Origin of the sequence: Arminella tubonensis (assembly GCF_003240585.1) — a bacterium.
Taxonomy (GTDB): Bacteria; Pseudomonadota; Alphaproteobacteria; order Rhizobiales; family Rhizobiaceae; genus Rhizobium; species Rhizobium tubonense.
In genome coordinates this window covers 487197-513938 of the sequence record NZ_PCDP01000035.1, presented here as the reverse complement: position 1 = coordinate 513938, position 26742 = coordinate 487197, and the positions used below count along the sequence as shown (strand labels likewise).

The 26742-nt window shown below is 59.0% G+C and carries 29 protein-coding genes; 25 read left to right on the top strand and 4 right to left on the bottom strand.

The genetic code is table 11. The annotated features are described in order from the left end of the window. Positions 1 to 95: 95 nt before the first annotated feature. From CPY51_RS14155 to hmuQ, 3 genes are read left to right on the top strand one after another with little or no spacing between them, the layout of a single operon-like run. Positions 96 to 494 carry a DUF2325 domain-containing protein gene (locus CPY51_RS14155; RefSeq protein WP_111160832.1) on the top strand — a complete coding sequence of 133 codons (399 nt, stop codon included), beginning with the start codon at positions 96 to 98 and terminating at the stop codon, positions 492 to 494. After that, positions 491 to 766 carry a hypothetical protein gene (locus CPY51_RS14150; protein WP_111160831.1) on the top strand — a complete coding sequence of 92 codons (276 nt, stop codon included), beginning with the start codon at positions 491 to 493 and terminating at the stop codon, positions 764 to 766. The genes CPY51_RS14155 and CPY51_RS14150 overlap by 4 nt, the downstream gene beginning before the upstream one ends. Positions 767 to 777: 11 nt before the next feature. Next, positions 778 to 1092, top strand: coding sequence for a heme-degrading protein HmuQ (gene hmuQ, locus CPY51_RS14145; RefSeq protein ID WP_111160830.1), 315 nt, complete (start codon positions 778 to 780; stop codon positions 1090 to 1092). A 16-nt stretch (positions 1093 to 1108) separates the two neighbouring features. On the opposite strand, the gene CPY51_RS14140 is transcribed toward hmuQ, so the two are convergent. From CPY51_RS14140 to CPY51_RS14130, 3 genes are read right to left on the bottom strand one after another with little or no spacing between them, the layout of a single operon-like run. After that, positions 1109 to 1486, bottom strand: coding sequence for a DUF423 domain-containing protein (locus CPY51_RS14140; protein ID WP_244598660.1), 378 nt, complete (start codon positions 1484 to 1486; stop codon positions 1109 to 1111). A gap of 7 nt (positions 1487 to 1493) precedes the next feature. Beyond that, entirely contained in the window at positions 1494 to 1883 is a 390-nt protein-coding gene (locus CPY51_RS14135) for a group II truncated hemoglobin (protein WP_111160828.1), read from the bottom strand. Next, a complete protein-coding gene (locus tag CPY51_RS14130) occupies positions 1880 to 2935 on the bottom strand; it encodes a LacI family DNA-binding transcriptional regulator (RefSeq protein ID WP_111160827.1) in 1056 nt (351 codons plus the stop codon). Before CPY51_RS14130 ends, CPY51_RS14135 begins: the two co-directional genes overlap by 4 nt. Before the next feature lie 134 nt (positions 2936 to 3069). On the opposite strand from CPY51_RS14130, the gene CPY51_RS14125 reads away from it, so the two are divergent. The 12 genes from CPY51_RS14125 (at position 3070) to olsC (ending at position 14996) form a co-directional block, all read left to right on the top strand. Continuing rightward, positions 3070 to 4104 carry a Gfo/Idh/MocA family protein gene (locus CPY51_RS14125; protein ID WP_111160826.1) on the top strand — a complete coding sequence of 345 codons (1035 nt, stop codon included), beginning with the start codon at positions 3070 to 3072 and terminating at the stop codon, positions 4102 to 4104. Between the two features lie 54 nt (positions 4105 to 4158). After that, on the top strand, positions 4159 to 5025 hold the full coding sequence (locus CPY51_RS14120; protein ID WP_420820699.1) for a sugar phosphate isomerase/epimerase family protein: 867 nt from the start codon (positions 4159 to 4161) through the stop codon (positions 5023 to 5025). 81 nt (positions 5026 to 5106) lie between these two features. Then, positions 5107 to 6339, top strand: coding sequence for an ABC transporter substrate-binding protein (locus tag CPY51_RS14115; RefSeq protein WP_111160825.1), 1233 nt, complete (start codon positions 5107 to 5109; stop codon positions 6337 to 6339). A gap of 210 nt (positions 6340 to 6549) precedes the next feature. Further along, the gene (locus CPY51_RS14110; RefSeq protein WP_111160824.1) at positions 6550 to 7452 is read left to right on the top strand and encodes a carbohydrate ABC transporter permease; all 903 of its coding nucleotides are present in this window, start codon (positions 6550 to 6552) and stop codon (positions 7450 to 7452) included. Next, positions 7449 to 8276, top strand: a complete 828-nt coding sequence (locus CPY51_RS14105; protein WP_111160823.1) for a carbohydrate ABC transporter permease — start codon at positions 7449 to 7451, stop codon at positions 8274 to 8276. Before CPY51_RS14110 ends, CPY51_RS14105 begins: the two co-directional genes overlap by 4 nt. Next, on the top strand, positions 8273 to 9352 hold the full coding sequence (locus CPY51_RS14100) for an ABC transporter ATP-binding protein (protein WP_111160822.1): 1080 nt from the start codon (positions 8273 to 8275) through the stop codon (positions 9350 to 9352). The genes CPY51_RS14105 and CPY51_RS14100 overlap by 4 nt, the downstream gene beginning before the upstream one ends. Before the next feature lie 163 nt (positions 9353 to 9515). Next, on the top strand, positions 9516 to 10079 hold the full coding sequence (locus CPY51_RS14095; RefSeq protein WP_111160821.1) for a TetR/AcrR family transcriptional regulator: 564 nt from the start codon (positions 9516 to 9518) through the stop codon (positions 10077 to 10079). Between the two features lie 19 nt (positions 10080 to 10098). Beyond that, a complete protein-coding gene (locus CPY51_RS14090) occupies positions 10099 to 10440 on the top strand; it encodes an SMR family transporter (protein ID WP_111160820.1) in 342 nt (113 codons plus the stop codon). 164 nt (positions 10441 to 10604) lie between these two features. Further along, positions 10605 to 11390 (top strand): ThuA domain-containing protein, encoded by a 786-nt coding sequence (locus CPY51_RS14085; RefSeq protein WP_111160819.1) that lies wholly within the window; start codon positions 10605 to 10607, stop codon positions 11388 to 11390. A gap of 9 nt (positions 11391 to 11399) precedes the next feature. After that, on the top strand, positions 11400 to 12443 hold the full coding sequence (locus tag CPY51_RS14080; RefSeq protein ID WP_111160818.1) for a Gfo/Idh/MocA family protein: 1044 nt from the start codon (positions 11400 to 11402) through the stop codon (positions 12441 to 12443). 309 nt (positions 12444 to 12752) lie between these two features. Next, entirely contained in the window at positions 12753 to 13853 is a 1101-nt protein-coding gene (locus tag CPY51_RS14075) for a helix-turn-helix transcriptional regulator (RefSeq protein ID WP_111160817.1), read from the top strand. Between the two features lie 294 nt (positions 13854 to 14147). Beyond that, entirely contained in the window at positions 14148 to 14996 is an 849-nt protein-coding gene (olsC, locus tag CPY51_RS14070) for an ornithine lipid ester-linked acyl 2-hydroxylase OlsC (protein ID WP_111160816.1), read from the top strand. A gap of 45 nt (positions 14997 to 15041) precedes the next feature. Here the strand turns inward: olsC and CPY51_RS14065 are convergent, their stop codons facing one another. Beyond that, a complete protein-coding gene (locus CPY51_RS14065; protein ID WP_244598658.1) occupies positions 15042 to 15533 on the bottom strand; it encodes a hypothetical protein in 492 nt (163 codons plus the stop codon). 251 nt (positions 15534 to 15784) lie between these two features. Here CPY51_RS14065 and CPY51_RS14060 point away from each other — a divergent pair, with 251 nt between their 5' ends. The 10 genes from CPY51_RS14060 to CPY51_RS14015 all read left to right on the top strand — a co-directional run bounded on the left by CPY51_RS14060 (position 15785) and on the right by CPY51_RS14015 (position 26693). Then, positions 15785 to 17005 (top strand): transporter substrate-binding domain-containing protein, encoded by a 1221-nt coding sequence (locus tag CPY51_RS14060; protein WP_244598656.1) that lies wholly within the window; start codon positions 15785 to 15787, stop codon positions 17003 to 17005. 446 nt (positions 17006 to 17451) lie between these two features. After that, positions 17452 to 18198, top strand: coding sequence for a VirB8 family type IV secretion system protein (locus CPY51_RS14055; RefSeq protein WP_111160815.1), 747 nt, complete (start codon positions 17452 to 17454; stop codon positions 18196 to 18198). Continuing rightward, positions 18195 to 19007: a P-type conjugative transfer protein VirB9 gene (gene virB9 / locus CPY51_RS14050; RefSeq protein WP_111160814.1), complete on the top strand. Its 813-nt coding sequence runs from the start codon at positions 18195 to 18197 to the stop codon at positions 19005 to 19007. Before CPY51_RS14055 ends, virB9 begins: the two co-directional genes overlap by 4 nt. Before the next feature lie 2 nt (positions 19008 to 19009). Then, positions 19010 to 20317 (top strand): type IV secretion system protein VirB10, encoded by a 1308-nt coding sequence (gene virB10 / locus CPY51_RS14045; protein WP_111160813.1) that lies wholly within the window; start codon positions 19010 to 19012, stop codon positions 20315 to 20317. A gap of 69 nt (positions 20318 to 20386) precedes the next feature. Continuing rightward, complete coding sequence (virB11, locus tag CPY51_RS14040; protein WP_111160812.1) at positions 20387 to 21490, top strand: P-type DNA transfer ATPase VirB11; 1104 nt, start codon at positions 20387 to 20389, stop codon at positions 21488 to 21490. After that, complete coding sequence (locus CPY51_RS33820; protein WP_146260128.1) at positions 21487 to 22263, top strand: lytic transglycosylase domain-containing protein; 777 nt, start codon at positions 21487 to 21489, stop codon at positions 22261 to 22263. Before virB11 ends, CPY51_RS33820 begins: the two co-directional genes overlap by 4 nt. 26 nt (positions 22264 to 22289) lie before the next feature. Continuing rightward, a complete protein-coding gene (locus tag CPY51_RS14030; RefSeq protein ID WP_111160810.1) occupies positions 22290 to 22610 on the top strand; it encodes a TrbC/VirB2 family protein in 321 nt (106 codons plus the stop codon). Position 22611: 1 nt separating this feature from the next. Further along, the gene (locus CPY51_RS14025) at positions 22612 to 22914 is read left to right on the top strand and encodes a VirB3 family type IV secretion system protein (protein WP_244598653.1); all 303 of its coding nucleotides are present in this window, start codon (positions 22612 to 22614) and stop codon (positions 22912 to 22914) included. Next, the gene (locus CPY51_RS14020) at positions 22911 to 25331 is read left to right on the top strand and encodes a VirB4 family type IV secretion/conjugal transfer ATPase (RefSeq protein WP_111160809.1); all 2421 of its coding nucleotides are present in this window, start codon (positions 22911 to 22913) and stop codon (positions 25329 to 25331) included. The genes CPY51_RS14025 and CPY51_RS14020 overlap by 4 nt, the downstream gene beginning before the upstream one ends. Positions 25332 to 25526: 195 nt before the next feature. Further along, on the top strand, positions 25527 to 26693 hold the full coding sequence (locus tag CPY51_RS14015) for a TrbL/VirB6 family protein (protein ID WP_111160808.1): 1167 nt from the start codon (positions 25527 to 25529) through the stop codon (positions 26691 to 26693). The last annotated feature ends 49 nt before the right edge of the window (positions 26694 to 26742 follow it).

Below are 26742 nucleotides of genomic sequence, written 5' to 3'. Positions count from 1 at the left end.
CAACTTTATACTTTACTCTAAAAATCAAGTTTTATAAGGTCCGCTGGCAGTCGGAGGAATCGACTGCGGAAACAGACCAATGATTGGGGTGATGCATGGCGCGCAGGGGCAAGAGGGACTACCACCGCGAAATCCGCCAGGAGGACGTCGTGGTCGAAACAACAGGCAAGTCGCGGCTTGACGGCCGGAGCTTCCTCTATGTCGGCGGACGCGATTGCCAGGTTGCGCATCTCAGGCAGATCGCCAGCAATTTCGGCGCCGAACTCATTCATCACGACGGCGGCCTGCGCGAGGCGGTATCCCGCATCGACACCGTGCTTCCGTCGGTAGACTGCGTCTTCTGCCCTATCGACTGTATCAGCCATGATGCTTGCCTCAGGGTGAAAACCGGCTGCAAGAGGCATGGCAAGACGTTCATTCCGCTGCGCAACGGCAGCAAATCCAGCCTCGAACGCGCGCTTCACACCATGAACGATCAGGATCAAGCGCGATGAAAGACGACGGCCCGGACGGCGTCACGATGATCGGTCTGCACCCGCTCGTGCCGCATGAGGGTAACATTCCATTGTCGGAGCTTCCCGCTCTCTTGTCCCGTCGCGAGGATCGATCGCGACATCTCAACGTGATCCCCTTTCCGCTGGAAGCAAGGCGCTTGCCCGGGGCTGTGCCTGTCGCTCCCCTCGGTGTGGATACAGCTGATGGCACGAATGTGGTTGCCTTTGCGCCGCTGCCGGGCAAGACTTCGGGCCGCTACCGAAGGGCTTGAAAGGTCTGCCAATGTACATCGCCATGAACCGCTTCAAGGTCGCGGTTGGATCGGAAAACGAATTCGAATCCATCTGGAGAAACCGTGATTCGCGGCTTCCGGAAGTTCCGGGCTTTGTCGAGTTCCGCCTGTTGCGCAGCAAGACGAACGAGGAGGAGGGCTACACGCTGTTCTCGTCGCATACGATCTGGCGCAGCGAGGACGATTTCCAGAACTGGACGAGATCAGAAAACTTCCGCTCGGCGCATCGCAACGCCGGTGACCACAAGGCCGTCTACAAGGGCCACCCTGTTTTCGAAGGCTTCAACGTCGTCGAAGGTATCTGAGTGCTTGCAATCCACTCTAAGCTGCCGATGCAACCTTTTCCCGGAAGAAAGCGCCGAGCGCGAGCACGAGCCAACCGGCCATCATCGCAAATCCGCCTATGGGCGCCGCCATCGGGAATAGGCCTGAACCCCTGAAATAGAGGGTTATGACATCGCCGGAGAACAGCAGGGTTCCCAAGCCGATCAGGATGCCGGCAAGCGCTGCGGTCCGAAGCCTGGCAAAGCAGGCGTAGAGCCCGAGAAGGGCCGGGGCATGGGCGAGGCACATGGTCGATGCCGACGCAAGCAGGTGCGTATCGCCACCGGCATGGGCAGCGGCGGCGGACAAGGCAACGCCCGCGCAACCAAAGATGCCCGATAGCAGCAGGAGGAAAGGTCTGGCATTGCGGTTCACGACTGATCTATTCCTTGTTCTGCATGTGGTGGGCAAGGCGTTCGACGGGATCCCAGATGATTGCCCGCAGCTTCTCATTCGGAATTGTATCTTCCATCGCGCGACCGAAGCAAAGGAGCCATTCGTCGCGCTCGGCAGGCCCGATGGCGGCGTCGAAATGACGGCTGCGGAGGCGGGGATGGCCGCGCTTGTCGGTGTAGAGCGGCGGACCTCCAAGGTAGCCTGTCAGATATTCGTAGAGCTTTTCGCGGCTGCCTTCGAGCGATGGGGGATGAACGGCGCGGCAGCGCGCGGCTTGCGGAAGCGTGTCCATCAGTTCGTAGAAGCGGGCGGTCAAGGCGCGCACCGTGGGTTCGCCGCCGATTGCTTCGTATAGTGTGATGCTCTTTTCGCTCATTGCCGGCGTTGCCCATTATTTCCGAGGTGGAAGCCGTCGCTTTCGCCGGGGACCAGTTCCAGCGGCCAGATGCAGTTTCGCGCTCCCTCGGGATAGAAATGGCTGTAGGCCGGCATGGTGGCGAGCAGCGTTTCGGCAAGTTCGACGCCGAGATCGGGCAGCGACATGCGGAAGCACGTCAGCGTCGGCTGCAGGAATTTTGCCCGCGGCTCCTCGCGGAAGCCGATGACGGCGAGATCGCGGCCGGGGATGACGCCTGCCTCGGTCAGCCGTCGATAGAGGCCGATCGCCATGAGCTCGTAGATCAGGATCACCGCCGTCGGCCGGTCTTCGAGCAGCAGGATTTCGTGGGCGGCCTGATAGCCGCCCTGTTCGCTGGACTTGACGCGGATGACGAGCGACGGATCGAAGGCGATGCCGTGCCGCTCCAGTGCGTGGCGGTAGCCATCGAGGAAGATGAAGCCGAGGTTGATATCGTTGGAGGGTGCGGCGATGGCGATGCGGCGGTGGCCGTGGGCCACCAGTCGATCGACAGCGCTGTTAGCTACGCCATCGAAATCGAGGTCGATCCAGGGATAGTTGCTGCCGGACGCGCTGCGACCGAGCGTGACGAAAGGGATTTTGGTTCGGGACAGAAGGTCGATGCGCTTGTCGATGCGCTGGGTCGCGGAAATGATCATCGCGTCGACCACGCGTCGCGCCACCATGCGCTTCAGGTACTCATGCGGGTCCTCGTCGCTGGGGCAGGGCAGCATGATCAGGTCGAGCTTGTGGCGGGAGAGCACGCTCTGCAGGCCACCGGTCAGCCCGAGGAAGAAGTTGTCGCCATTCTCCGTGGTTTCCTTGCTCGATTCGATCATCAGGCCGATGACGTTGGTGGTTCCCTGCCTGAGGCTGCGGCCCGATTGATTGGCGACATAGCCAAGTTCCTCGGCAGCAACCAGCACCCGCCTGCGCGTTTCCTCGTTGACATCGGGCTTGCCGTTCAGCGCGCGCGAAACGGTTCCGATCGAGATGTCGAGATGTTCGGCAAGCTGGCGAATACCCTTCATCGGCGGCGATTTTCCTCCGGTCACCAATTTCCTAATTTTCCTTCTATTGACATAACAAAATGTTTTCGCATAGGATCGTAAACGTTTACGGAGTGCGTGTCATGTGGAGTTGACACCATTCGCTGGAGGAAATCGTGAAATTTAGTGCCATTCTGTGCGGGTGCGGAGCTATGTCCAAAGGTTGGTTGCGCGCCATCGCCGCAACCCCTGAACTTGCCGACGCCATTACCATTGTCGGCCTTGTCGATCTGAACAGGGCGACCGCCGAAAACCTTGCGAAGGAGTTCGGTCTCGAGGGCGCCGTCATCGGTTCCGACCTTTCCGACGTCATCGCGAGGACGAAGGCCGATATGGTTTTCGACGTCGTTATTCCAGCCGCTCGTTTCGACGTCGTGTCGACGGCGCTGAAGGCTGGATGCCATGTTCTCAGCGAAAAGCCGATGGCGACATCGCTCGCCGAGGGTGCAGCGCTGATCGACCTTGCCGCCGAAATGGGCAAGGTGCACGCGATCATCCAGAACCGCCGCTTCATCTCCGGCATCCGGCGCCTGCGCCGCTTCGTCGAAAGCGGTGTGATCGGCGAACTCACCGGTATCCATTGCGACTTCTTCCTTGGTCCGCATTTTGGTGGTTTCCGCGAAGAGATGGACAATGTGCTTTTGCTCGACATGGCGATCCATACCTTCGATGCCGCGCGTTTTGTCGCGAACAAGAAGCCGCTTGCGGTCTATTGCCTCGAAAAGAACCCCAAGGGTTCGTGGTACAAGCATGGCGCCTCGGCGGACGCGATATTCGAATTTTCCGACGACGTTGCCTTCACCTATCGCGGCTCGTGGTGCGTCGAAGGCAGGCGGACGAGTTGGGAGAGCGAGTGGCGGCTGACCGGCACCAGAGGCATGCTCACCTGGGACGGCGAAGAGGCGTTCGAGGCCGCAGTTGCCGGCAATGAGCCCGGCCTTCTCCACGGCTTTACGCCTGTGGAGGTTCCCGCTCCCGAATATGACGAGGAGACGCATGGGCATGCCAGCGTCATCTCGAGCTTCATCGAGGCAATTCGGACCGGCAGGCGGCCCGAGACTGATAGCAGTGACAACATCAGAAGCCTCGCCATGGTCCTTGGTGCGATTGAAAGCGCCAGGACCGGCAAACGCATCGAAATTTCAGCCTAAGGCATAAGGATAGTGATCGTGACAAAATCCGCCAATTCCATCCGCATCGGCACCATGGTCAAGGCCGCCGGCGAGGATGCCGCCGCCCGTATTTCCAAGATTGCAGACATGGGCTTCGAGAGCTTCGAACCCTTCTTCTGGCAAACGACCAACGGCCAGAACCTCGCTGAACTCGGCAAGCGCTGTGTCGACGCGATCGGCAGCCGCGACATCACCATTTCAACGCTCGGCATGTTCGGCAATCCGCTGGAGGAAACCGAGATGGACCTGCAGACCCTGCAGGGCTGGAAGGATTGCATCGACAATGCCCATCATTTCGGCGCGACCTGCGTTGCCGGCTTTACCGGCCGCATCCGCAACAAGCCGCTGACGGACAGCCTGCCGCGCTACAAGCAGGTGTGGAGCGAGCTTGCCAAGCGCGCTGCCGACAAGGGCGTGAAGATCGCCTTCGAGAATTGCGCCATGGACGGCAACTGGGCGACGGGAGACTGGAACATCGCTCATAATCCCGACGCCTGGGAACTGATGTTCAACGAGACGCCTGACGACAATATCGGCCTCGAATGGGAGCCGTGTCACCAGATGGTCTATCTGATCGACCCTTTGCCGCAGATCCGCAAATGGGCACACAAGTTTTTCCACGTCCACGGCAAGGACGCGACGATCCGCTGGGAAGTCATCAAGGAGCATGGCATCTTCGGCAAGGAGAAGTTCGTCTTCATGCGCACGCCGGGCTTCGGCGACAGCAACTGGACCGACATCATTTCTGAACTGAGACTTGCCGGCTGGTCAGGTTCGATCGATATCGAGGGCTGGCATGATCCGGTCTATCGCGACGCGCTCGAAATGACCGGGCAGATTCACGGCCTGAACTATCTGAAGAAGAGCCGCGGTGGCGAATTCGTCGCCGATCCGGCCTGATTTGGCATCGAACGTGCATGTCTGTGGCCGGACGGAGGATAAGCCGGCCACTTCAATGGATAACCAAGAAGGAGGAGAACCATGGGTATCCGTAAATATATGATGCTGGGCGTTGTTGCCCTTGCAAGCGTGTCGGCCTTCGGGCTTTCGGCCAAGGCTGAAGACACGACCATCACCGTCTGGTCCTTGGACAAGGACATCCAGCCGACGCCGAACCTGGTCAAGGAATTCAACGCGCTCAACAACGGCATCAAGGTCGAATATCGCGAAATCCAGTTCGACGATGTCGTCAGCGAAGCTATGCGCGCCTATTCGACCGGGCAGGCGCCCGACATTATCGCTGTCGACAATCCCGAGCATGCGCTGTTTTCATCGCACGGCGCCTTCCTCGACCTCACCGACATGATCTCGAAGTCGACCGTCATCAAGCCAAGCAATTATTTCCCCGGACCGCTGAAATCGGTGATGTGGAAAGACAAGTATTACGGCGTGCCGAAGGCGACCAACACGATCGCGCTCTACTACAACAAGGATATGTTCAAGGCCGCGGGCCTCGATCCGAACAAGCCGCCGCAGACCTGGGACGAGCTTGTCACTGATGCGAAGAAGCTGACCGATCCTGCGAAGAACGTCTACGGCCTCACCTTCTCTGCAAAGGCGAATGAGGAAGGCACCTTCCAGTTCCTTCCCTGGGCGCAGATGGGCGGCGCTACCTACGACCACATCAATACCGACGGCGCGGTCAAGGCGCTGACGATCTGGAAAGAGATCATGGACGCCAAGCTCGCGTCGCCCGATACGCTGACGCGTGGCCAGTGGGATGCTACCGCAACCTTCAACGCAGGCAACGCCGCCATGGCGATCTCCGGTCCCTGGGAACTCGACCGCATGCTGAAGGACGCGAAGTTCGACTGGGGCGTGGCGCTGTTGCCGGTGCCGCAGGAAGGCGCCGAGCGCTCCTCGGCCATGGGCGACTTCAACTGGGCGATCTTTGCCAACAGCAAGCATCCGGCCGAGGCCTTCAAGGTGCTCGAATATTTCGTCTCGCAGGATGACAAGATGTTCAAGAACTTCGGCCAGCTGCCGGCCCGCTCCGACATCACCATCCCGGCGACGGGCGTGGCATTGAAGGACGCAGCCCTGCAGGTCTTCATCGAGCAGCTGAAATATGCCAAGCCCCGCGGCCCTTCGCCGAACTGGCCGAAGATCTCCAAGGCTATCCAGGATGCCATCCAGGCGGCGCTGACCGGCCAGATGTCTCCGAAGGATGCGCTCGATCAGGCTGCCGACAAGATCAAGGCTGTCGAGGGTTGAGTGTGTTTCACCCTCCCCTTGAGGGGGAGGGTCGGCACGCAGTGCCGGGGCGGGGTGATCCTTTGTGACACCCAATGATCACCCCCACCCGCGCGTTCCGCGCGACCTCCCCCATCAAGGGGGAGGTGAAGACCAAAATTTCGTTTCCTCCCGGCAGGGGCTGTCTCTATTGATTCCAGAGGCGGCCCCGATCGGGGAACTGGGGGAGCCATGAGAAGAATTCTGTCCAGCCTGACCGACGGCCGCGGCTTCGACATCACGCTCGTCGTCTTTCCGCTTGCCTTTCTGTTCCTGCTATCGGGCCTGCCGCTGATCTACAACGTGCTGATGAGTTTCCAGCAGGTCGACATGTTCAGCATGGGGACTTTCATCAGGCCATTCGTCGGCCTGCAGAATTATATCGACCTGTTCAAGCAGCCGGAGACGCGCGGCATCCTGGCGAATACGGGGATTTTCGTCGTTTCCTCGATTGCCGGGCAGTTCCTGATCGGCTTTGGGCTGGCGCTGTTCTTCTGGGTCGATTTTCCCGGTGCGTCCTGGTTGCGCGGGCTGTTCCTGGTTTCATGGGTGATGCCCGGCCTTGTCGTCGGTGCCGTCTGGAACTGGATCCTGTCAGGCGATTTCGGGGTGCTCAATTTCATCCTGAAGGAGAGCGGCATCATCAGCAGCAACATCTTCTGGCGATCGGACCCGCATTATTCGCTCTGGGCCGTCATTCTTGCGAATATCTGGCTTGGGACTTCCTTCAACATGATCCTGCTCTCGGTCGGCCTTTCCGGTATTCCAAAAGACCTGTTCGAGGCCTCTGAGCTGGATGGTGCCAATGTCTTCCAGCGCTTCTGGACGATCACACTGCCGATGATGCGCTCGACGATCGGCGCGGTGATTTCGCTGGGCTTGATCTTCACGCTGCAGCAGTTCGATCTCTTCGCCGCCATCACCGACGGTGGTCCCAACAATTCTTCCAATGTCGCGCAATTCTGGGCCTGGGATCTTTCGTTCCGCCAGTACGACTTCGCCAAGGGGGCCACCATTTCGGTGATCATGCTGGTCTTCGTGATGGCCGCGTCGGTCATCTATGTGCGCTCCACCCGCCATGAGGTCAGAGGATGAGCGACACCTTTCGCAACCGCCTGATGTTCTTCGTCGCGCTTTGTCTCGCGGTCGTCTATCTCTTCCCGCTCTACTGGATGTATGTCAGCAGCCTGAAGACCGGCTCCGCCATGTATGCGACGCCGCCGAGCTTCTGGCCGTCCGATCCGCAGTGGAGCACCTATACGGACGTCTGGGCCAGCCGCAACATGGCGCGCTACCTCTGGAACTCGCTGCTGATCGCCGTCGGTGCTGTAGCGCTGATCTCGGTCTTCGGTGCGGGGTGTGCCTATGTCCTGGCGCGCTATCGAAACCGCTGGATCGATATCGGGCTGTTCCTGGTCCTGCTTTTGCAGGTCCTGCCGCCGTCGCTGATGGTGACGCCGATTTTCGTCGGCTTCTCGCAGGTCGGGCTACTCAACTATCCAAGGCTTGCCGTCATCATCGCGATCGCGGCCAACAAGATGCCATTCTTCGTCGTGCTCGTTCGCGCGACGTTCATGAGCGTGCCGATGGAGCTCGAGGAGGCAGCGCTGGTCGACGGGAATTCGCGGATCGGTGCCTTCTTCAATATCGTGCTGCCGCTTGCCCGCAACGGCATCCTCGTGAGCGCGATCCTGATCTTCATGCAGGCCTTCGGTGAATTCGTCTATTCGAAGTCGATGATCCAGGCCGCCGAACTCCAGCCGGCCAGCGTCGGCCTCAACACTTTCATGGGACCGAACACAAGCGATTGGAACAAGATCATGGCCTATTCCACGATCTACGTGACGCCGATCCTTGCCGTCTTCGTCCTTCTGCAGCGCCGTATCGTTTCCGGCCTGACTTCGGGAGCCCTTAAATGAGCCTTCAAATCGAACTATCCGGCGTCAACAAATATTATGGTGCCTTCCACGCGCTGAAAAATATCGATCTTGCCATCGAGGACGGCACTTTCGTCGCCCTCGTTGGCCCGTCGGGCTGCGGCAAGTCCACGCTGCTGCGGTCGCTTGCCGGGCTGGAGACCATCTCCGGCGGAGACATGCGGATTGCCGGGCAGTTGATGAACAACGTGCCGCCGCGCAAGCGCGATGTCGCCATGGTGTTCCAGTCCTACGCGCTTTATCCGCACATGACAGTGGAGCAGAACCTCACCTACAGCCTGCGCATCCGCGGCATCAAGAAGGCCGAAGCGCGCAAGGCAGCCGCAGAAGTGGCCGAGACGACGGGGCTGTCGCAGCTCATGGGCCGTTACCCGCGTGAACTTTCCGGCGGCCAGCGGCAGCGCGTGGCGATGAGCCGCGCCATTATCCGCCATCCGAAGGCATTTCTGTTCGACGAACCGCTGTCCAATCTCGATGCCGCATTGCGCGTCCATATGCGCAAGGAAATCCGCTCTCTGCACGACCGCTTGCATGCGACCTTCGTCTACGTGACCCACGACCAGATCGAGGCGATGACCATGGCCGACCATGTCGTCGTCATGAAGGACGGGGTCATCGAGCAGCAGGGTGCGCCGCTCGACCTTTATGACAAGCCGGCCAACAAGTTCGTCGCCGGTTTCATCGGTTCGCCGGCGATGAACTTCGTTCCGGCAATCGCTGCCGAAGACGGCAGGAGCCTGGTGCTGGATTTCGGCACGATCAGGCAGCCGCTCGCCATCAGCCAGACGCTGAAGCCCGGGCAGAAGGTTCATGCTGGGATACGGCCGGAGCACATCGTGGTCGTTGGGCAGGGGCAGGGGAGTTTCGACGTTCCGATCGGTTTCGTGGAATCGACCGGTTCCTCGACCTTCATATCGGCCGCCACCCTGCCGGAACTGACGATCGTCGAGACAGGACGCGACAAGGTACGTGCCGGTGATATAATCGGCCTCTCGATCAAGCCTGAGCAGGTGCATCTGTTCGATGCGGCCACTGACAGGCGGATCGGGGAAATATAACCCTCCTTGATGGGGAGGGTCGGAGCGAAGCTCCGGGGTGGGGTGATCTATTGTGACACCCAAAGTTCACCCCCACCCGCGCGTACCGCGCGACCTCCCCCATCGAGGGGGAGGCGAGACATCCATCTTGACAAAACCGTCCAGACGGTATGTTATGTAATGCATGTCCGACGCGCACCATAGAAGAAAGCAGCCCGTTCTCGTCCGCCAGCAACTGCTGGAGGTCGCGGCGCGGCTTGCGTCCGAGCAGGGGATGGCGGCCGTCACGCTTGACGCCGTTTCTGGTGCTTCGGGTGTGAGCAAGGGCGGATTGCTGCACCATTTTCCCAATAAGAATGCGCTGCTCGAAGGATTGCTCGACAGCCTGCTGGAACAGCTCGACGCCTCGATCGAGGAGGGGATGCGAAGCGATCCCTTGCCGCACGGCCGTTTCACCCGGGGCTACCTTCGTGCGGTTCTGGCACTGCGTGACCAGCCGGAGGAAATAAAAGGCTGGGCTCAGGTCACCATGGCATTGTTGACAGAGCCTCGTTTGCGGCAGCGCTGGCGTGACTGGGTTCGCGAACGCAGCGAGGAATATATCGGCACCGACTCGTCAGTCGATGCGCAGGTCGTCCGGCTCGCAACCGACGGGATCTGGCTTGCCGACCTTCTCGACTGTCACGAGAGCGACGACCATGCTCGAAAGAGCCTCGTCGAGCGCTTGATCGAACTTTCGACCAAATAATATTTCAGGAGATACCCAGATGGCCAATGCATCCGTTTATGCAATGCTTTGCGTCGCGATCGTGCTGGAGGTCATCGGCACCACGGCGTTGCAGATGTCGCAGCAGTTTACCCGGTTTTGGCCGGTCGTCGTGCTGCTTGTCTGCTATTCGGCAGCGTTCTATTTCCTGTCTCTGACCCTGCGCACTATCCCTGTCGGCATCGCCTACGCGATCTGGAGTGCGCTCGGGATCGTGCTGATTTCGGTCGTCGGTCTGGTTTTCTTCCGTCAGAAGCTGGATCTCGCTGCAGTGATCGGGCTTGCCTTGATCATCGCTGGCGTTCTCGTCGTCAACCTGTTTTCGAAATCCGTTTCGCACTGAGGGCGACCGTGCCTTCATCAGTCGAATTTTGCCTTTGTCAAATCACCGTCCGCGCTCTATGTCTTCGTCAGAGAGATCGAACCGGGCGATAGAGCTATCTGTTTTCCAAAGCGCTTTGGTTCGTCTAACTCATTATGTAGCCATGATTTTCAGAGGAGCATCGCATGGCAATCCGCACCGTCGTCTGGGGGGAGAATATTCATGAGCAGACCAATGAGGTCGTAGCCGGAATCTATCCTGAAGGGATGCACACGACTATCGCCAAGGCCCTGAACTCGGACGAAGGTATCGATGCCACGACCGCGACGTTGCAGGAGCCTGAGCATGGCCTGAGCGAAGCTCGTCTCAGGGATACCGACGTTCTCCTATGGTGGGGTCACAAGGATCACGGCGCTGTCGACGACGAAATCGTCGAGCGCGTTGCCAAGCGCGTGTGGGAAGGTATGGGGCTGATCGTCTTGCATTCCGGCCACTTCTCGAAGATCTTCAAGCGGCTGATGGGCACGCCCTGTGCTTTGAAATGGCGCGAGGCCGGTGAGCGTGAGCGCCTATGGGTCATCAATCCGCGCCATCCGATCGCCGCGGGGCTGGACGAGAATTTCGTACTCGAGAATGAAGAGATGTACGGGGAGCAGTTCTCCGTGCCCGAGCCGCTGGAGACGGTGTTCATCTCCTGGTTCCAGGGCGGCGAAGTGTTCCGTTCGGGGATGACGTGGCGCCGCGGCGCCGGCAACATCTTCTATTTCCGTCCGGGGCATGAAACCTATCCGACCTACCATGATGCCAACGTCAAAAAGGTGCTGATAAATTCGGTCAAGTGGGCGCATAACCCGCTCGGGACCCAGACTTCGATCCATGATGCGCCGAATGTGCCGGTCGAGAAGGCGCTGGAGCCGATCGTCGAGCGCGGCCCGAAACTGCACCAGTCCGGCGAAGCCGGTTATCGCTGAGGCTCATGAATGCGTCTGATCATCATTGGAACCGGCGGCATGGCGAAGAACCAGGTCGACCATTTCAGCCAAATCGACGGGGTCGAAATCGTTGGCGCCGTCGATACGGATGTCAACCGGCTCGCCGCTTTTGCCGACAAGTTCAATATCGAGAAGCGATTTCTGTCGCTTGACGAGGCCATCGCCTGGGGCGATTTCGATGCGGCGACGAATGTGACGCCGGATCGCGCCCACCATCCGACGACGCTGCCGCTGCTTGTGGCCGGCAAGCATGTGCTTTGCGAAAAGCCCCTAGCTGAAAACTACGAGAAAGCGCTGGAGATGACGGAGGCTGCCGAACGGGCAGGCGTCATCAACATGGTGAACCTGACCTACCGCAACGTGGCTCCGCTGCAGCGGGCGCGCGAAATGGTGATCGCCGGCGAGATCGGCACCGTCAAGCATGTCGAGGCGTCCTATCTGCAAAGCTGGCTGGTCTCCAAGGCCTGGGGCGACTGGCGCAGCGAATCAACATGGCTGTGGCGGCTGTCGACCGGACATGGGTCCAACGGCGTGCTCGGCGATATCGGTATCCACATTCTCGATTTCGCGGCCTATGGCGCAGCGACTGATATCGACCATGTCTTCGCGCGGTTGAAAACATTCAACAAAGCGCCTGGCGGGCAGATCGGCGAATATATGCTCGATGCCAATGACAGCTTTACGATGTCCGTCGATTTCGCCAACGGCGCGCTCGGCGTCGTGCATGCCAGCCGCTGGGCGACGGGTCACCTGAACGAGCTGAAATTGCGGATCTACGGCGAGCGCGGTGGCCTTGAAATTACGCATCGGCCGGGTGAATCCGAGCTGCGCGGCTGCCTCGGGGAGGACGCGGAAAGTGCGATCTGGACAACGATCGAGGTGCCGCCGGTGCCAACCAACTACCAGCGTTTTGCCGAGGCGGTGGCGACCGGCGTCCCGCAGGATCCGAATTTTCGCCATGCCGCAAACCTGCAGAAGGTTCTCGACCTTGCCATGGTCACGGAAAGGGAGCGGCGCGAGCTCAAGGTCTGATTGCGACGCTGGGCGAGCTTCGAAGTAAAACGATTAAGCGGCCGCCATCTGGCGGCCGTGTTGCTTTGCAAGGTACGTGAATTCGAGTTCAAAACTTCATCATTTTACGTATATTCCGAATCTCCAAACGCGTACGTCATTATACGTATGCAAAAAGTCAGTATTTCTCGTTATGGTGCTCTGATGAAGCACGACGTTTCTTGCCTGAGCTGAAAGAAACCGGGTAAACGCGGCGTCGACGGAGATATTCGGAAAGGCGTGCATGAAGCGATGTTCGTGGCAGGCGCTGACGCTTGAGGATCGAAGCTGATGCGTTTCGACGTGCAGTTGCTCGATCACATATCCGATGAGTTTTTTACAGCGGCGCTAAACCCGTCGCAATGGCCATCCGTCATTGAAAAGGTTTCGGCGGCGAGCGGCTCCTATGGCGTCAACATCGTTCCGATCGCGGGTCGCCTCCTCGGCAGCATCATCGAGACCGAAAGCCTCAAACCGGCGATGGAGTGCTACTTCGGGGACGAGTGGCACGAACGGGATTTCCGTGTCCTTCAAGTGCCATTGCTCAAGCGGGTGGGTGTCATCCTCGAACAGGATTATGCTTCGGCGGAACAATTCGACACTCTCGACTATTACCGGGCGCAGGTCGAGTTCGGCCTGCGCTGGACGGCGATGGTCGGCTTTTCGTCAGGTGAAGATCTCCTTGCTTTCGTCCTGCATCGGCAAATCCACGAAGGCCCGTTCGACCGCGAGGAAGCGGTCATCCTGCAGCACATAAGGCAAAAGCTCATGATCTCCGCGGCAATGATGCGCGACATTTCGGCAAGCACGGTCAGCGGCATGTCGGCCGCATTTGAAATCGCCAATGTCGCCTGCATTTTTTTCGATCGGCTGGGAATGGTGACGACGATTAACGAGAAGGCGAAAGCGCTACTCGGCGCCGATCTTCAGATCACCAAGGGCGAATTGCGCCCAGCCTGCGGAGAGGATGCCGCAGCATTCAACCGGCGCCTGAAATCCGTTCTCGGGCCGAACGTTTCATTCGAGGCGGATGAGGACGGGGTCCTGTTGTTGACGAGGGTCGGGAAGCGTCCGCTGATCGCCCGTATCCAGCGGGTCTGCGGCGATGTGCAGGACATTTTCTCCCATTCCTGCGCTGTCGCCGTGATCGAGGATCCGGAGGAAAGGGTCCAACAGCGGCCAGGAACGCTGAACAAACTTTTCGGGCTCACGCGGGCCGAGGCCGAAATCGCCCAATTGTTGGCGCAGGGGATGAGCTTGCACGAGATCGCCGCAAGTCGCAGCATCAGCTACGAGACGGCGCGCGCCCACCTGAAGGCGATATACCGCAAGACGGAGACCAACCGGCAGTCGGAACTGTCCCTGCTGCTTGCGAAGATCAGAATGAGCTGAGTTCGGTATTTGTGCCACGACGCTCCTAGGTGAGATACTCACGTCTTCGGCAATTTCCGGTGCGACAAAAGTTGGTTCGCCACAATACCGCCCGTTTCAAGTTCGCCTTTCACGAAATTCAATGCGTTTCGGCCGGTTTGCCCGGTCGCTGATTCGAGACGCAATGGATATTTCGGGAAGCGCTTCTTGCGGAGACAAGCCCGGACAATGCATAATCTTTATTGAGCCGAGCAAGGAATACCTCGTTTGGCCGAACTGTCCAGCAGTCACAGCTTACGTATCGATCGAAAGAACATGACGGAATTCCCCATGGATGCCTCTGCTCCCACAAGCCCAAAGCCCTCCTCGCCTGATCAGAATTTCGGCACCACCGGTATTGCACCGATGGATCGCCCGAGCGCGCTGACGCGCTTTTTCATGGGGATCGTCGCCTGGGCCGAAGGTCTCAATCTCAAGTATGCCAAGCTCGGCAACCCGCCGGTCTATGACAATGCGACCTTTCCCTGGGTCGCCGATGTCGAGAAGGAATGGCCGGCCATCCGCAGCGAGCTCGAGCGTGTTCTCGTCCGCCAGAGTGAGTTGCCGACGTTTCAGGATATCTCGACCGATGTGAAGACGATCTCCACCGATTCCGGCTGGAAGACATTCTTCCTGGTCGGTTTTGGGGTGAAATCCGAACAGAACATTCGCGCCTGCCCGGAAACCTGGCGCGCCGTGCAGAAAATTCCGGGCCTGAAGACGGCGATGTTCTCGATCTTCGAACCGGGCAAGCACCTGCCTGCGCATCGCGGGCCTTACAACGGCGTGCTGCGGCTGCATCTCGGATTGATCGTGCCGGAACCGGCGGACAAGCTTGCCATTCGGGTCAAGGACCAGATCTGCCACTGGCAGGAGGGCAAGGCGCTGGTGTTCGACGATGCCTATGAGCACGAAGCCTGGAACCATACGGACAAGACCCGCGTCGTGCTGTTCGTCGACTTCGTCAAGCCGCTGAAATTCCCGGCGCGCTTCGTCAACTGGATGCTGATGAACCTGGCGATCTTCACCCCCTTCATCCGCGAGGGTCTCGACAACCACAAGGAATGGGAAAAGAAATTCTATGCCGAGGCCGAGGCGCTGAGAAACCGGCCGAAGGCCGATTAGTCCAAGACACCGGCGCGGACCTCTTCCGGGGCCGGTGCTCATCGTTCAATGCGGACCGCAAATCTCCGAAATCTTCTTTTGCGCAAAAGCGCGTGCCAATTCCTGCATCTGCCCCAGTTCGCCGAGATACTTGCCGACGTCGCCGCTGATGGCGATGTGGCTGTCGGTGATCTTGCACGCTCCCACATCAAGCGTGACGGAGGCGTCCAGCTTGCCGCTGACGCTCGCCTGAATAATGCCGTGGCCCGATTTGCAGGCAAGGCTTGCATGCGCATTGATGGTGACACCGTTCGGCGCGGTGCAGAGATCGAAGCCGGTCACGTCGAAACGGTCCTTGTGATCGAAGCCGCCCGGCATTTTTTCACATGGGTTGGCCTCGTCGACAGAGCGCTTGATCTCCGGTCCGAATTTGCTCTGAAGCAACGACCAGCACGTCGGGGACTGCGCCGCCGCATCGGACACCACAAAGCCGAGCAACGCTGCCGACAGTGCCATCCGCGTCGTCGAGCGCATTGAAAAACGCGGGAAACAGCTCATCGTAAATCCTCATCGGTGCGGATCAATCCGGTGCGAACATCGCGCTTCAGACGGAAATAGACAATGTCTCCGGTGAGAATGAAAGTGGCAGTTTGCTGCTCGCCCGTTCAATATTCAGTGTCGTCCGAGCCGGAGAAAGCCGGTGGGCGGAGGCTTGTGCTGCCAATCCGGCCCGGGGTTTACCGAAAACAGCCGTCTATATAAGGTGAATCTCATATTTATTTCGGTCGGGAACGCCAATGGATGACAGCGTGTCTGGGATCGGTATGGCAAGGCTCGCGATATCCATGGCCGACGCCGGGAAGTGCGCCCGTGTGAATCGCATGCTGACGCGGATCTGTTTGCTTCTCGTGCTGATGCTTGGTGCGATGACCGTTTTGGTGCCAGTGGCTGTTGCTCAGGATGACCCTTCCGCTTCGGGGCCAAGTTCGGCGGATGCCGGGGATCAGGCGAGCCGTGCCGTATTCCCGGATCGCGAACTTGTGGTCGGTACGAAGGAGGCGCCGCCCTTCGCGATGAAGGGGCCGGATGGCAACTGGACCGGAATCTCGATCGATCTCTGGACGCAGATCGCGCAGACGCTTGGCCTGAAGTTTCACTGGGTCGAAGAACCCTCAGCGCAGAGCCTGGTCGAAGCGACGTCGAAAGGCAGCTACGATCTTTCGGTTGCGGCGATCACCATCACGGCCGAGCGGGAACGTATTGTCGATTTCTCGCAGCCGTTCTACGATACCGGCCTTGGCATCGCGGTCTCGGTCAAGAGCGCCTCGATCTGGCGCGAAATCGTTCGGACGATGACCTCCTTCGGCTTCCTTCAGGCAGCGGGCGCCCTTATCGGCATCTCGCTTGCGGTGGGCGCCTTGATCTGGCTGTTCGAACATCGGCACAACGAGGATTTTGGCGGCGGCGCGGTCAAGGGCCTTGGTGCCAGCATCTGGTGGTCGGCCGAGGCGATGACGCAGGCAAGCACCGGCCATCGCGGGCCGAAGACGCTTGGGGGACGGATCCTTGCCATCGTCTGGATGGTCGTCTCGATCATCACCATCGCCGTCTTTACCGCCAGCGTCACCTCGGCCCTGACAACGCGCCAGATACGGGGACTGGTCAACGGGGTCGAAGACTTGCCGACGGTGCGCGTCGGTGCGGTGACGGGTTCGGCGACCATCGGCTTCCTGGACGGCGAGCGCATCAAGCATCGCAACTTCGAAAAGGTTCAGGACGGCCTGAAGGCGTTGGAGGCCGGCAGGATCGACGCCTTCGTCTATGACAAGCCGTTGCTCTCCTGGACCGTGGAGCAGCAGTTTTCCGGAAGCGTGCAGGTGCTCGACGCGGTCTTCGAACCGCAGAGCTATGGCATGGCCATGCCGACCGGCAGCCGATATCGCAAGGCTATCGACGTCGCCATACTCGAAGCCATCCATGACGAGAAATGGAAGCAGACTCTGTTTCGCTATCTTGGCGAGAAGCGCTGAGTGCCCCGACCGGGTCCGAGACTTCGACAAGGGAAGCATCCACAGTTCTTACGATATTCACAACAGGTCGCGAGGTCGGCACGAATATTTTCACTTGAAATATACCTAAACCGAGAAAGTCCAATATCGGAACTCTTAAGTTGTATTATGGAAAGTGAATGTAGATACCAGAGCCGAAGATCTTTGGGCCTTATGCCGAACAAAGCGATCGAAAGGATCAAAATCAACCACGCACGCCAAAGCTGCCGTTTGCCTGAAGTGCCCGTGCGCTCGGATAGTTTGCTATCATAGCGGGATAGTTGTTCCGGAGATCAGCCCTGCGCAGCTCAATTTTGCCATTGCAACGTCCCCGATAGTTCCTGTAAGGATCGATTCCAAGATATTCTCTGATTTTTTTTAATTGCAGTTTTTGTAACCAATTCATTTCGTGAGTGTCATCAATTGTGATGAAAGTGACAGATTCAACCGTCAGAAGCGACGACAGCGGCTCCGAGTCAGGGCCGGATCGGCGTTATTTCAGCGAGGCAGTCCGATGGGAAAACGACGTCATACGTCTCGTCAAGCGCTCCCGGACAATCGCATGGATTATAGCAGTCATCAACGCGGCCCTGGCCGGTATGGCGATGGCCTGTCTCGTGCTGCTCCTGCCGCTCAAGAGCTTCGAGCCCTATGTCATCGAAGTCGACAAGACGACCGGGTTTCTTGAGATAAAACAGCCGCTTGCGGAGGGCGATCTCACCCAGAACGAAGCCATAACGCGCATGAACGTCGTTCGCTTTCTGAAGGCGCGGGAGATCTATGATCCGACCTCGGTGAAAGAGAATTTTGATCTCGCCCAGCTCCTGTCGACTGGGCAGGCGGCGAGCGATCTTCTCAATCTCTACAGTCCTTCGAACCCCGAGAATCCCGTCACTCGTTTTGGCAGTGATACCAAGATCGCTCTCAAGATAAAATCGATGCAGATTCCCAACTCCAGCACCGCAATTATCCGCTTTTCGACCCGCCGTATCGGGCAGGATACCGGCCCGGAAGAGCATTGGGTATCGCTCCTGCATTTTCACTACTCGAAGGCGCCTATGCCGAACGAGTGGCGGTTTGAAAACCCGCTGGGTTTCCAGGTGCTGGATTATCGGCGCGACCAGGAAACGGCGCCCGGTCAAGGGGGCTCCAGCGCTGATGGTCGGCAGCCATGATCAAGTGCGGTTCTGTATTTTTCACTGTCTTCGTCGCGGCGGTTCTCGCATTGACCGGCGCTACTTCTGCGCGCGCGGAAATAGCACCCAAGCGGGGAGTTGCCGACGCGCGGGTGCGAACAGTGGTTTATAGCGCAAGTGATGTGGTCGCCGTCGATGCCACCTATGGCGTATCAACGATGATAGCCATCGGCGACACGGAAAAGATCGAAACGGTTGCGGTCGGTGACAGCCTTTCCTGGAAGATCGAGCCGAACAAGAGAGGCAACATCATCTTTCTGAAACCGGTGGAGCCGAAGACCACCACCAATATGAACATCGTCAGCGACAAGCACGTCTATACCTTTATCCTGCGCGCTCATCCGGAGGCCATGGGGGACCAGACCTATCTGGTCAAATTCCGCTATCCCGACGAGGAAGCAGACGCGCGCCTTCTGGCAGAAGCGCAGCGGCTGGTCTCTCAGCCCAATCGTGCCGGGTTCAAATACGAAAGTGCCAATACGGACTACAGCTTTCGTGGCGATATGGAGCTTAAGCCGGTCAATGCGTTCGATGATGGCGTCAAGACCTGGTTCCGGTTCAAGAGCGACCTTCCGGCAATCTTCATTGTCGAGGATGGGACGCGGGAGATACTCGCCAACTATCGCCGCGAAGGCGATTACATCGTCGTCGACAAGATCGCCAAGCAATGGATGCTTCGGCGTGGCAACTACGCAACCTGCCTCTTCAACCTGAACCGGAGGTCCGCTCCGAACGCGGACCAGCCCACCATGATCGCTGATCGACCCATCGTTAAGAGGGGGAAATAGCGATGCCGGATCACGACTATCACAGTGAAATGGATGCGGATGAAGCCGCCAGTTCCCGTCTTGTTGAGCCGAAGCGAGGCCTTGCTACCGGTGCCATCGTTATCTTTCTCGTCGTCGGCTCCGTGGCGCTATTGGCAATGCCGCTGCTGCTCAATCGCTCCGGATCTGTATCCGATTCTCAATCTGTTCCCGACGGCCAATTCCTGCCGTCGCGCTCCGATCAGCTCAACCTTACGCCGCCTCCACCGAAAAAAGAGGCTGCCGTCACCCCGCCACCCGCACCCGTGGCAGAGGTGAGGGTGGCACCTGCAATGGAGGACCCCGACGCCCAGCGTCGCCGCGAGGAGGAAGAGGCCCGGCGGCGCGCAGAGGCGGAAGAAGCTGCCAATTATGCAAAGCTGCAGGACAGGTATCGATCTCCCATGATCGTTTCGGGAGTCGGTGCCGCCGAACCGGTGCCCGGCCTTGGGGAGAAGAAGCCAGAGGATCCGGCAAAGAGCCCTGCCACATTTCAAGCCACCAATCCAAACGACCAGTTCCTCGCCTCCAGATCAGCAGGCGCCACCGACGTAGCGAAAGCCGAGAAGAACCTGCGCATCGACGCGCTTGTGCCGCAGGGCACGATCCTGCGCGGCGTTCTCGAGACTGCGGTGCAGACCGATCTACCCGGCATGGTGCGGGCCGTGACCACCGAAGATGTCTGGTCGTTCGACGGGCGGCGTATTCTCATACCGGCCGGATCGCGATTGATCGGGGAGTACAATGCGGGGGTTACCGAAGGCCAGACGCGGGCTTTCATCGCCTGGACCCGGCTGTTGCGGGCCGACGGCGTTTCGCTCAGCCTCGGCTCGATCGGCACCGACGAACTCGGACGCTCGGGAATAGGCGGCGACGTCAACAATCACTACCTGAAGCGTTTTGGGCCGGCAGTTTTGCTCAGCGCCATCAGCGCCGGCGGCCAGATCCTTGCTGCTTCCGATGTGTCGCAGAACATCAATCAAGGTCCGATCACCACAAGCACCTACGACCCGGTATCGCACGCCACCACGTCAACGACGAGCTATCCCCGCAATCAGGTCGGGTCTGACATGGTCGCCAAAGGTGCGGCTGCTGCAGCGCAAAGCTTCACCCAGCTCGCCGGGGAAGCATTGAAGACCTCGCTTGCCATTCCGCCGACCATATCGATCAATCAGGGGGCCGCCGTCGCAATCTTCGTTCGGCGCGATCTCGACTTTTCCGATCTATATCCCGACCCCGTTCGCGAAAAACTCAAGGAGCTGAAACGAGGGGGCTACCGCTATGGAAAATAGCCATTTTGCGCCTTTGTCCGTTCGTTTCCCGGCTTGCGGCAAGCCGCCATTCTTTAGCGGGGTCGCGGCATGACACTCGTCTCCCGGAGCAGCGACCTGATCGACATGGCGTTCGCGCCGCTACGGTCCCTGCTGGCGGCGACTGATGTCATCGAGATTTGCATCAATGAACCGGAACGGGTCTTCGTCGAATACATCTCGGGCAATGGGCAACCGGGTATGGTTGCTCTCTTCTTGCCGGAGCTGACGCGCGAACGCATCCGTTTCATGGCGGAGCGGGTGGCCGCTGCCAGCCATCAATTTGTCAACGAGGAGGAACCGCTGCTGTCGGCTTCATTGCCGGACGGATCACGTGTGCAGGTCGTATTGCCGCCGGCCGCCCCGGATGGAGGCGCCATTTCCATTCGCAAAAAGGTGGTCCAGGCACTTTCGCTATCGCACTATGTGAAGGCGGGGTCCCTGCTGTCCGCACGGGTTACCGCCGGAGCCGACGAGCTGACCGATGATGAACATGATCTGTGCCGGTACCTGGAAGACGGCGCTCTCGATGAATTTCTGCATGCCGCGGTTCGCCAGCGCATTTCAATGATCATCTCGGGTGGCACGGGATCGGGAAAGACGACGCTTCTCAATGCCGTGCTGCAGGAAATTCCCAGCCACGAGCGCATTATCACGATCGAGGATACGCCGGAACTGACACCGCCGCACGGCAACCATGTCCGGCTTGTCGCGTCGCGCGGCAACCAGAACATTGCACGGGTCGACACAAGGCGTCTGGTGGAAGCGTCGCTCCGGTTGCGTCCGGACCGCTTGCTTCTTGGCGAGGTGCGTGGCGGCGAGGCGCTGGACTTCCTGCAGGCAATCAATACCGGCCATCCCGGATCGCTGTCGACAGTTCATGCCAATTCGCCGCGTGCTGCCTATGAACGGCTTGCAATGCTTGTGATGCAGAGCGGAATTGGCGGCGGTGCGAGCCTCTCCAAGGCCGAGATAATCGACCATTTACGTGTGACGCTGCCGATCGTCATCCAGCTCGGTCGCAAGAATGGCGCACCAGGTGCCGTATCCGAGATATTTTACGATCCCTATGTCAGGAAAAGAAGCCGAAGCGATGCTGCCCATGGCAAAGGCTTGCCCGATTTCCCCAGGCGTTCTGCGAAGGAAGTCCAGTGAACGGGAATGACCGCCGAGCAAAAATGTTGTGGTGTCGCCAGGCAACCAATGGAATAGGCGGCGACAGCGGCCCGGGGCAAAGGTTGGTGCCGGCTTACCTGTTTTTCCTCGTAGCCCTGATCGTTCTTCCTGATGGGAGTTTTGCTGCCGAGAAGGGCGGCGACCCGACCGGACCTGTGAAGATAACGAAGATTGAAGACCAATCATTAGTCGTACAGTCGCCGGTGCCTACGCCAAGCGCAGCCACGTGCCATTTTGACCAGTTGCCTACGGCTGCGGAAGGCGAGGCGACGGTTCGACGCATAGCGAAGGAAGAGCACTTCGACATCAACCTCACCGTTGCGATCGCGCGGCGGGAGAGCGGTTTTCGCATGGACGCCGTTTCCAGCGCAGGTGCGATTGGCCTCATGCAACTGATGCCCGCAACTGCTCGCCGCTTCGAGGTGGACATCTGCGATCCCGAGGACAATGTCCGGGGCGGTGTCCGATACCTCAAGCTGCTTGAGAAGAGATACGCCAACCCGCTTTACATGCTGGCGGCCTACAATGCCGGGGAGGGTGCCGTGGATGAAAATCGCGGTATTCCGCTCTACCCTGAGACCGTCAACTATGTCGCGGCGATCATGACCGACCTCTATGGCTGGCAGTCATTCAGGGACAGCTCGATCGCGGCCGGGAGCGTCGGTCGCCAACCCAAGGCCGCTGCTTCGGAAAAACCGGACGCGGACAGCCCCGGTGCATGGTCTCAGGGATTTGTTCTTCACGTGGAGTAGATAAAATGAATTTTCAGTCATCTATTATGAGAGTTGTTCGCTCGGGTCGATCCAAGTTGGCGCTCGTTCAAGGGGCGGTCCTGACGATGACCTTTTCGGCGTCGACAGGCAGCGCTTTTGCACAGACCGGCCTGCAACCCGTGCAGTCGGTCTTGCAGACCCTGATTACCATTCTCACAGGTCCGATCGCCTCGATGATCGCCATTCTGGCCGTCATCAGTTGCGGCTTTCTTGCCTGGACCGGTCGCTTCACCTGGGGCATCGCTGGCTCGGTGATCATGGGCATAGTCCTGGTCTTCGGATCGACGCAGATCGTGGCCTTCTTCCAGAACGCATTGGGACACTGACGTGATCGCTGACGATGCTCCGGATTTGGTTCCCCTGGTCAAGGCGCTGACGCGGGCGCCGACATTGTTCGGCGTTCCCTACATGTTTGCCATGTTCAATATCGTGGTCACCGCGGTGATCTTCCTCGCCACGAAAAACCTGCTGACCCTGCTGCTGGTGCTGCCCATTCACAGCTTCGGTTATTTCCTGTCACTACTGGATGATCAGATGTTCATGGTCCTGCGGGTGAAAGCGGCAAAGACCCCTCCGCGGTCAAAAGCCGTCTGGCATGTCAAAAGCTATGCGCCGGGTGATAGCGCATGACGACGCGCCCGATACGCAGGGAAATGCGATTTGGCGCTGCGGCGAAGCGCGAATTCCCGGTCTCCGCCCACATTCCCTATACCCGTCACGTCGACGATACGGTGTTGCGGACGAAGGAGGGTTTGCTGGTCAGCGTTCTGAAGCTTGACGGCTTTTGCTTCGAAACCGCCGATATGGCGCAGCTGAACGGCAAGCTCGAAGGTCGCAACACGATATTGCGATCCCTCGGCAGCAGTCGTTACGCCGTTTATGGGCACATGATCCGCCGCCGCATCAAGCCGGGCCTCGAAGGCGAGTTCGAAAGCCCTTTCGCGGACGAACTGAACCGGCGCTATATGGCGCAACTCGAACAGCAGCGCATGTTCGTCAACGACATGTATGTCACGATCGTCCGCCGTCCGTTGCGCGGTCAGGTCGGGGTGATCGACAAGATTACCCGGAGCATGTTTTCGAGGCGCGCGAACAAGGGCGAAGTCGTCGGCGAAGACCAGGATCTGCGCGAGCTGAACGACGCGGTTCTCAATATTCGCGATGTGCTGCAAGACTATGGAGCACGAATTCTCGGGGTCCGCGAACCTGAGCCCGGTGTGTATTTTTCAGAGCCGCTCGAGTTTCTGGTCCAGATCGTCAACGGCCTCGAACCCGTCAAGATGCGATTGCCGCGCATGCCGCTCGATGGCGCGCTGGCCATGAAGCGCTTGCATTTCGGGCGGAACGCCGTCGAGTTTGTCGGGTCGACGCCGCCGTCGAACAGCCGCATGGGAGCGATGCTTTCGGTCCGGGAATATCCGCCCTATACCGGTCCGTTGCTCCTCGACGGGCTGCTGAAGGCACCGCATGAGTTTATCGTCAGCCAGAGCTTTGCCATTGTCGACCGACCGGTGGCGCAGGGGCAGATCGAGCGCGTCGCGCGCCAGATCGCCATGGCGGATGAGGCCGGCTCCGTCGTCGGCAGCCAGCTCAACAGCGCCCGCGACGAATTGCTAAGCTCGCGGTCCATCTACGGACATCATCACCTTTCGATCATGTGCCTCGGTGACAACAAGCAGGAGCTTGATCAATCCATCCGCTCGGTCGGCGCCACGTTGACGGAGCAGGCGATCATCTGGCTGCGTGAGGATCTCAACTGCGAACCGGCCTTCTGGGCACAATTGCCGGGCAATTTTTCCTATATTGCTCGCTCGGCGATGATCTCGTCGAAGAACTTTGCCGGATTCCTGTCGTTGCACAATTTCCCGAGCGGCAAGGCGAGCGGCAATCATTGGGGCAGCGCCATCTCGCTGCTCGAAACCACCAGCCAGACCGCCTACTTCTTCAATTTCCATGTGCGGGACCTCGGCAATTTCACCATGATCGGGCCGTCGGGCTCCGGAAAGACCGTGGCGCTCTCCTTTCTCATGGCACAATCGCAGCGCATCAAGCCGACGCCGCGCTGTGTTTTCTTCGACAAGGACCGGGGCGCTGAAATCTTCATTCGGGCGCTCGGTGGCAATTACGAGGTTCTTCAGCCCGGTATTGCTTCCGGATTCAATCCGTTTTGCCTGCCCGACAGTGGTGCCAACCGCGAATTCCTGTTCCAGCTATTTTCCCTGATGCTGCGCCGGCCCGATGGCAATCTGCTTCCGGCAAGCGAGGAAAGCGTCATCAGGGCTGCGATCGGCCAGGTCTATGCCTCTGGTCCCGAGGCACGGTCACTCAACGTGTTCGGATCGCTGTTGCGCGGACGAATCCGGGCCGGCGACGATGATCTTCTGGCGCGTTTCGACAAATGGCTGCGCCCGGACCAGCTCGGCTGGCTGTTCAACAATCCCGAAGACCGCTTTACCTGGTCCGATGTCGCCGGTTTCGACATGACCAAGATCCTCGACGATCCGCTGACCCGCAGTGCGGCGTTGATGTACATTTTCCACCGGCTGGACGAATTGCTGGACGGTCGCCCGCTGCTGATCTTTCTGGATGAGGGGTGGAGACTGCTGGATGATGATGTGTTCGCGGCCTTCATCAAGGACAAGATGAAGACCATCCGAAAATTCAACGGCGTCGTGGGATTCGGAACCCAGAGCGCATCTGACATTGCCTCCTCAAGGCTTGCCAGCACGCTGATCGAGCAGAGTGCGACGCATATCTTCTTCCCCAATCCCCGCGCGGATTTTGAGAGCCACAGCACTGGATTCGGCCTTTCGGCACGGGAAATTCAATGGATCAAGACCGCCGATCCGCAAAACAGATCGTTTTTGATCAAGCACGGGCAGGAGTCGGTTATTGCGCGGCTGCGGCTCAGCGGCATGAATGACCTCATAAAGGTCCTGTCCGCTCGCGCAGAGACGGTGGAGGAGTTGACCGTTCTGCGCGCCCGTCTGGGGGACGATCCGCAGGCGTGGCTGCCTATATTTTGTAATTCCGGAAGCAACACATGAAGATTTCGACCCTTTGCCTGCTGGCCTGCATATCGGTGGTTTGCACCGCCTGCGCCGGCAATCAAAAACTCAAGATGCCCTGCTCCCTCTCCGGCCTTTCCTCTTCGCTCGGGGCGGACGATTGCGGACCACTCAGACGGGTGAACGAGGCAATAATCTATCTCTTCAATCCCTGGCGTTCGGAGCAGAGACCCCATGGAAACGCCCAATTACATCGCTCTCATGTCGGACAGCATAGATCGTCTCGGCAAGAGCTTTACGGCGTCGACCTATGGGGCCTTTGCAAGCCAGATCGCGCCGGTACTGTCGGGCTTGCTCGTGCTGTACCTGGTGTTTTGGGGTGTCAGGTTCTGGCAGGGCAAGGGCGAAGGCAGCGTCATTGAAATTGCCTTTCGCTTCTTCCGCATCGCCGTCATCTTCTCGATCGCCACGGGATGGGGACCTATTCAAACGGTGGTCTACCGGGTCATCACCGATATTCCCTCCTCCATCAGTGCCGTCATGATGAACAATATCGTCAATGTAGGCCGCGGCTCGATGTCGCAAATGACCGTTGAGCGGGATCTTTATGATTTTTACCGAATTGCGGTGCAGGCATCGACAAAGATATCCGGCCAACGCCCGGTTCTGGCCAAGCAGCCCGCGGCAGAGAAACCCGCACCGCCTGCCGGCGAACCGGCATCACCGGTGCCGGCAGCTGGCGCGGCACAGCCTCCCGAGGCCCTGGGGTCGTCGATCTATTCGGCCATCGTCTGGATCGTTGCCGCCCTGTTCGTGGGATACGCGGTGTTTCTGATGCTATTCTGCAAGGTGGCTCTGTGGGTTGTGCTTGCCATGGCGCCGGTCTTCATCGTGCTGCTTCTCTTCCAAGGCGTTTCACGGTTCTTCTCCGGGTGGCTGACAACCGCAGTCCAGACCATGGTCGTCCCGATTTTCTTCTACGCATTCCTGGGTTTCTTTCTGATTGTCATCAAGGACATCGTCATCGCCTTGAACGTATCGATGGAACGCGGCGGCGTGCCAGGCATGAAAGAAATCGCGCCCTTTGTTCTAGTATGTTTCTCGGGGTTGTTTCTCCTGATACAGATCGTTCCCTTAAGTGCACGCATTGCGGGCGGCGCGCAGAAATGGATCGACGATGCCATCCAGACAGGCGCAAGCCGTGCCTTTGACGCCTTTCCAGCCGCCATGGGAAGAGGCAGCGCACGCTGGGCAAATTCAAAATCACGGCAACAGGGCGCAGGCGGCATGCCAGCCTCGTCTTTCGGCGGACAGCAATCTGCATCAGAGGTAAGCGACACGCTGATACGGGATATTCAGGATCGCAATCTCGCCATCAACCGGCAAGGGCGCAATCGTTAGGCTCGCCGGCAGGGAGAGAATTTGGCGACTTATTTTCCAAGCCGCTGCA

What these genes read in the sequence shown, in the direction of transcription:
- olsC (WP_111160816.1), top strand. Translation starts at nt 14,148, where the DNA reads ATGACGGAATTCCCCATGGATGCCTCTGCTCCCACAAGCCCAAAGCCC.
- CPY51_RS14080 (WP_111160818.1), top strand. Translation starts at nt 11,400, where the DNA reads ATGCGTCTGATCATCATTGGAACCGGCGGCATGGCGAAGAACCAGGTC.
- CPY51_RS14110 (WP_111160824.1), top strand. Translation starts at nt 6,550, where the DNA reads ATGAGAAGAATTCTGTCCAGCCTGACCGACGGCCGCGGCTTCGACATC.
- CPY51_RS14085 (WP_111160819.1), top strand. Translation starts at nt 10,605, where the DNA reads ATGGCAATCCGCACCGTCGTCTGGGGGGAGAATATTCATGAGCAGACC.
- CPY51_RS14135 (WP_111160828.1), bottom strand. Translation starts at nt 1,883, where the DNA reads ATGAGCGAAAAGAGCATCACACTATACGAAGCAATCGGCGGCGAACCC.
- CPY51_RS14130 (WP_111160827.1), bottom strand. Translation starts at nt 2,935, where the DNA reads ATGAAGGGTATTCGCCAGCTTGCCGAACATCTCGACATCTCGATCGGA.
- virB11 (WP_111160812.1), top strand. Translation starts at nt 20,387, where the DNA reads ATGACACTCGTCTCCCGGAGCAGCGACCTGATCGACATGGCGTTCGCG.
- CPY51_RS14065 (WP_244598658.1), bottom strand. Translation starts at nt 15,533, where the DNA reads ATGAGCTGTTTCCCGCGTTTTTCAATGCGCTCGACGACGCGGATGGCA.
- CPY51_RS14055 (WP_111160815.1), top strand. Translation starts at nt 17,452, where the DNA reads ATGAAAGTGACAGATTCAACCGTCAGAAGCGACGACAGCGGCTCCGAG.
- CPY51_RS14115 (WP_111160825.1), top strand. Translation starts at nt 5,107, where the DNA reads ATGGGTATCCGTAAATATATGATGCTGGGCGTTGTTGCCCTTGCAAGC.
- CPY51_RS14020 (WP_111160809.1), top strand. Translation starts at nt 22,911, where the DNA reads ATGACGACGCGCCCGATACGCAGGGAAATGCGATTTGGCGCTGCGGCG.
- virB9 (WP_111160814.1), top strand. Translation starts at nt 18,195, where the DNA reads ATGATCAAGTGCGGTTCTGTATTTTTCACTGTCTTCGTCGCGGCGGTT.
- CPY51_RS14090 (WP_111160820.1), top strand. Translation starts at nt 10,099, where the DNA reads ATGGCCAATGCATCCGTTTATGCAATGCTTTGCGTCGCGATCGTGCTG.
- CPY51_RS14100 (WP_111160822.1), top strand. Translation starts at nt 8,273, where the DNA reads ATGAGCCTTCAAATCGAACTATCCGGCGTCAACAAATATTATGGTGCC.
- CPY51_RS14150 (WP_111160831.1), top strand. Translation starts at nt 491, where the DNA reads ATGAAAGACGACGGCCCGGACGGCGTCACGATGATCGGTCTGCACCCG.
- CPY51_RS14155 (WP_111160832.1), top strand. Translation starts at nt 96, where the DNA reads ATGGCGCGCAGGGGCAAGAGGGACTACCACCGCGAAATCCGCCAGGAG.
- CPY51_RS14095 (WP_111160821.1), top strand. Translation starts at nt 9,516, where the DNA reads ATGTCCGACGCGCACCATAGAAGAAAGCAGCCCGTTCTCGTCCGCCAG.
- CPY51_RS14075 (WP_111160817.1), top strand. Translation starts at nt 12,753, where the DNA reads ATGCGTTTCGACGTGCAGTTGCTCGATCACATATCCGATGAGTTTTTT.
- CPY51_RS14120 (WP_420820699.1), top strand. Translation starts at nt 4,159, where the DNA reads ATGGTCAAGGCCGCCGGCGAGGATGCCGCCGCCCGTATTTCCAAGATT.
- hmuQ (WP_111160830.1), top strand. Translation starts at nt 778, where the DNA reads ATGTACATCGCCATGAACCGCTTCAAGGTCGCGGTTGGATCGGAAAAC.
- CPY51_RS14105 (WP_111160823.1), top strand. Translation starts at nt 7,449, where the DNA reads ATGAGCGACACCTTTCGCAACCGCCTGATGTTCTTCGTCGCGCTTTGT.
- CPY51_RS14015 (WP_111160808.1), top strand. Translation starts at nt 25,527, where the DNA reads ATGGAAACGCCCAATTACATCGCTCTCATGTCGGACAGCATAGATCGT.
- CPY51_RS14030 (WP_111160810.1), top strand. Translation starts at nt 22,290, where the DNA reads ATGAGAGTTGTTCGCTCGGGTCGATCCAAGTTGGCGCTCGTTCAAGGG.
- virB10 (WP_111160813.1), top strand. Translation starts at nt 19,010, where the DNA reads ATGCCGGATCACGACTATCACAGTGAAATGGATGCGGATGAAGCCGCC.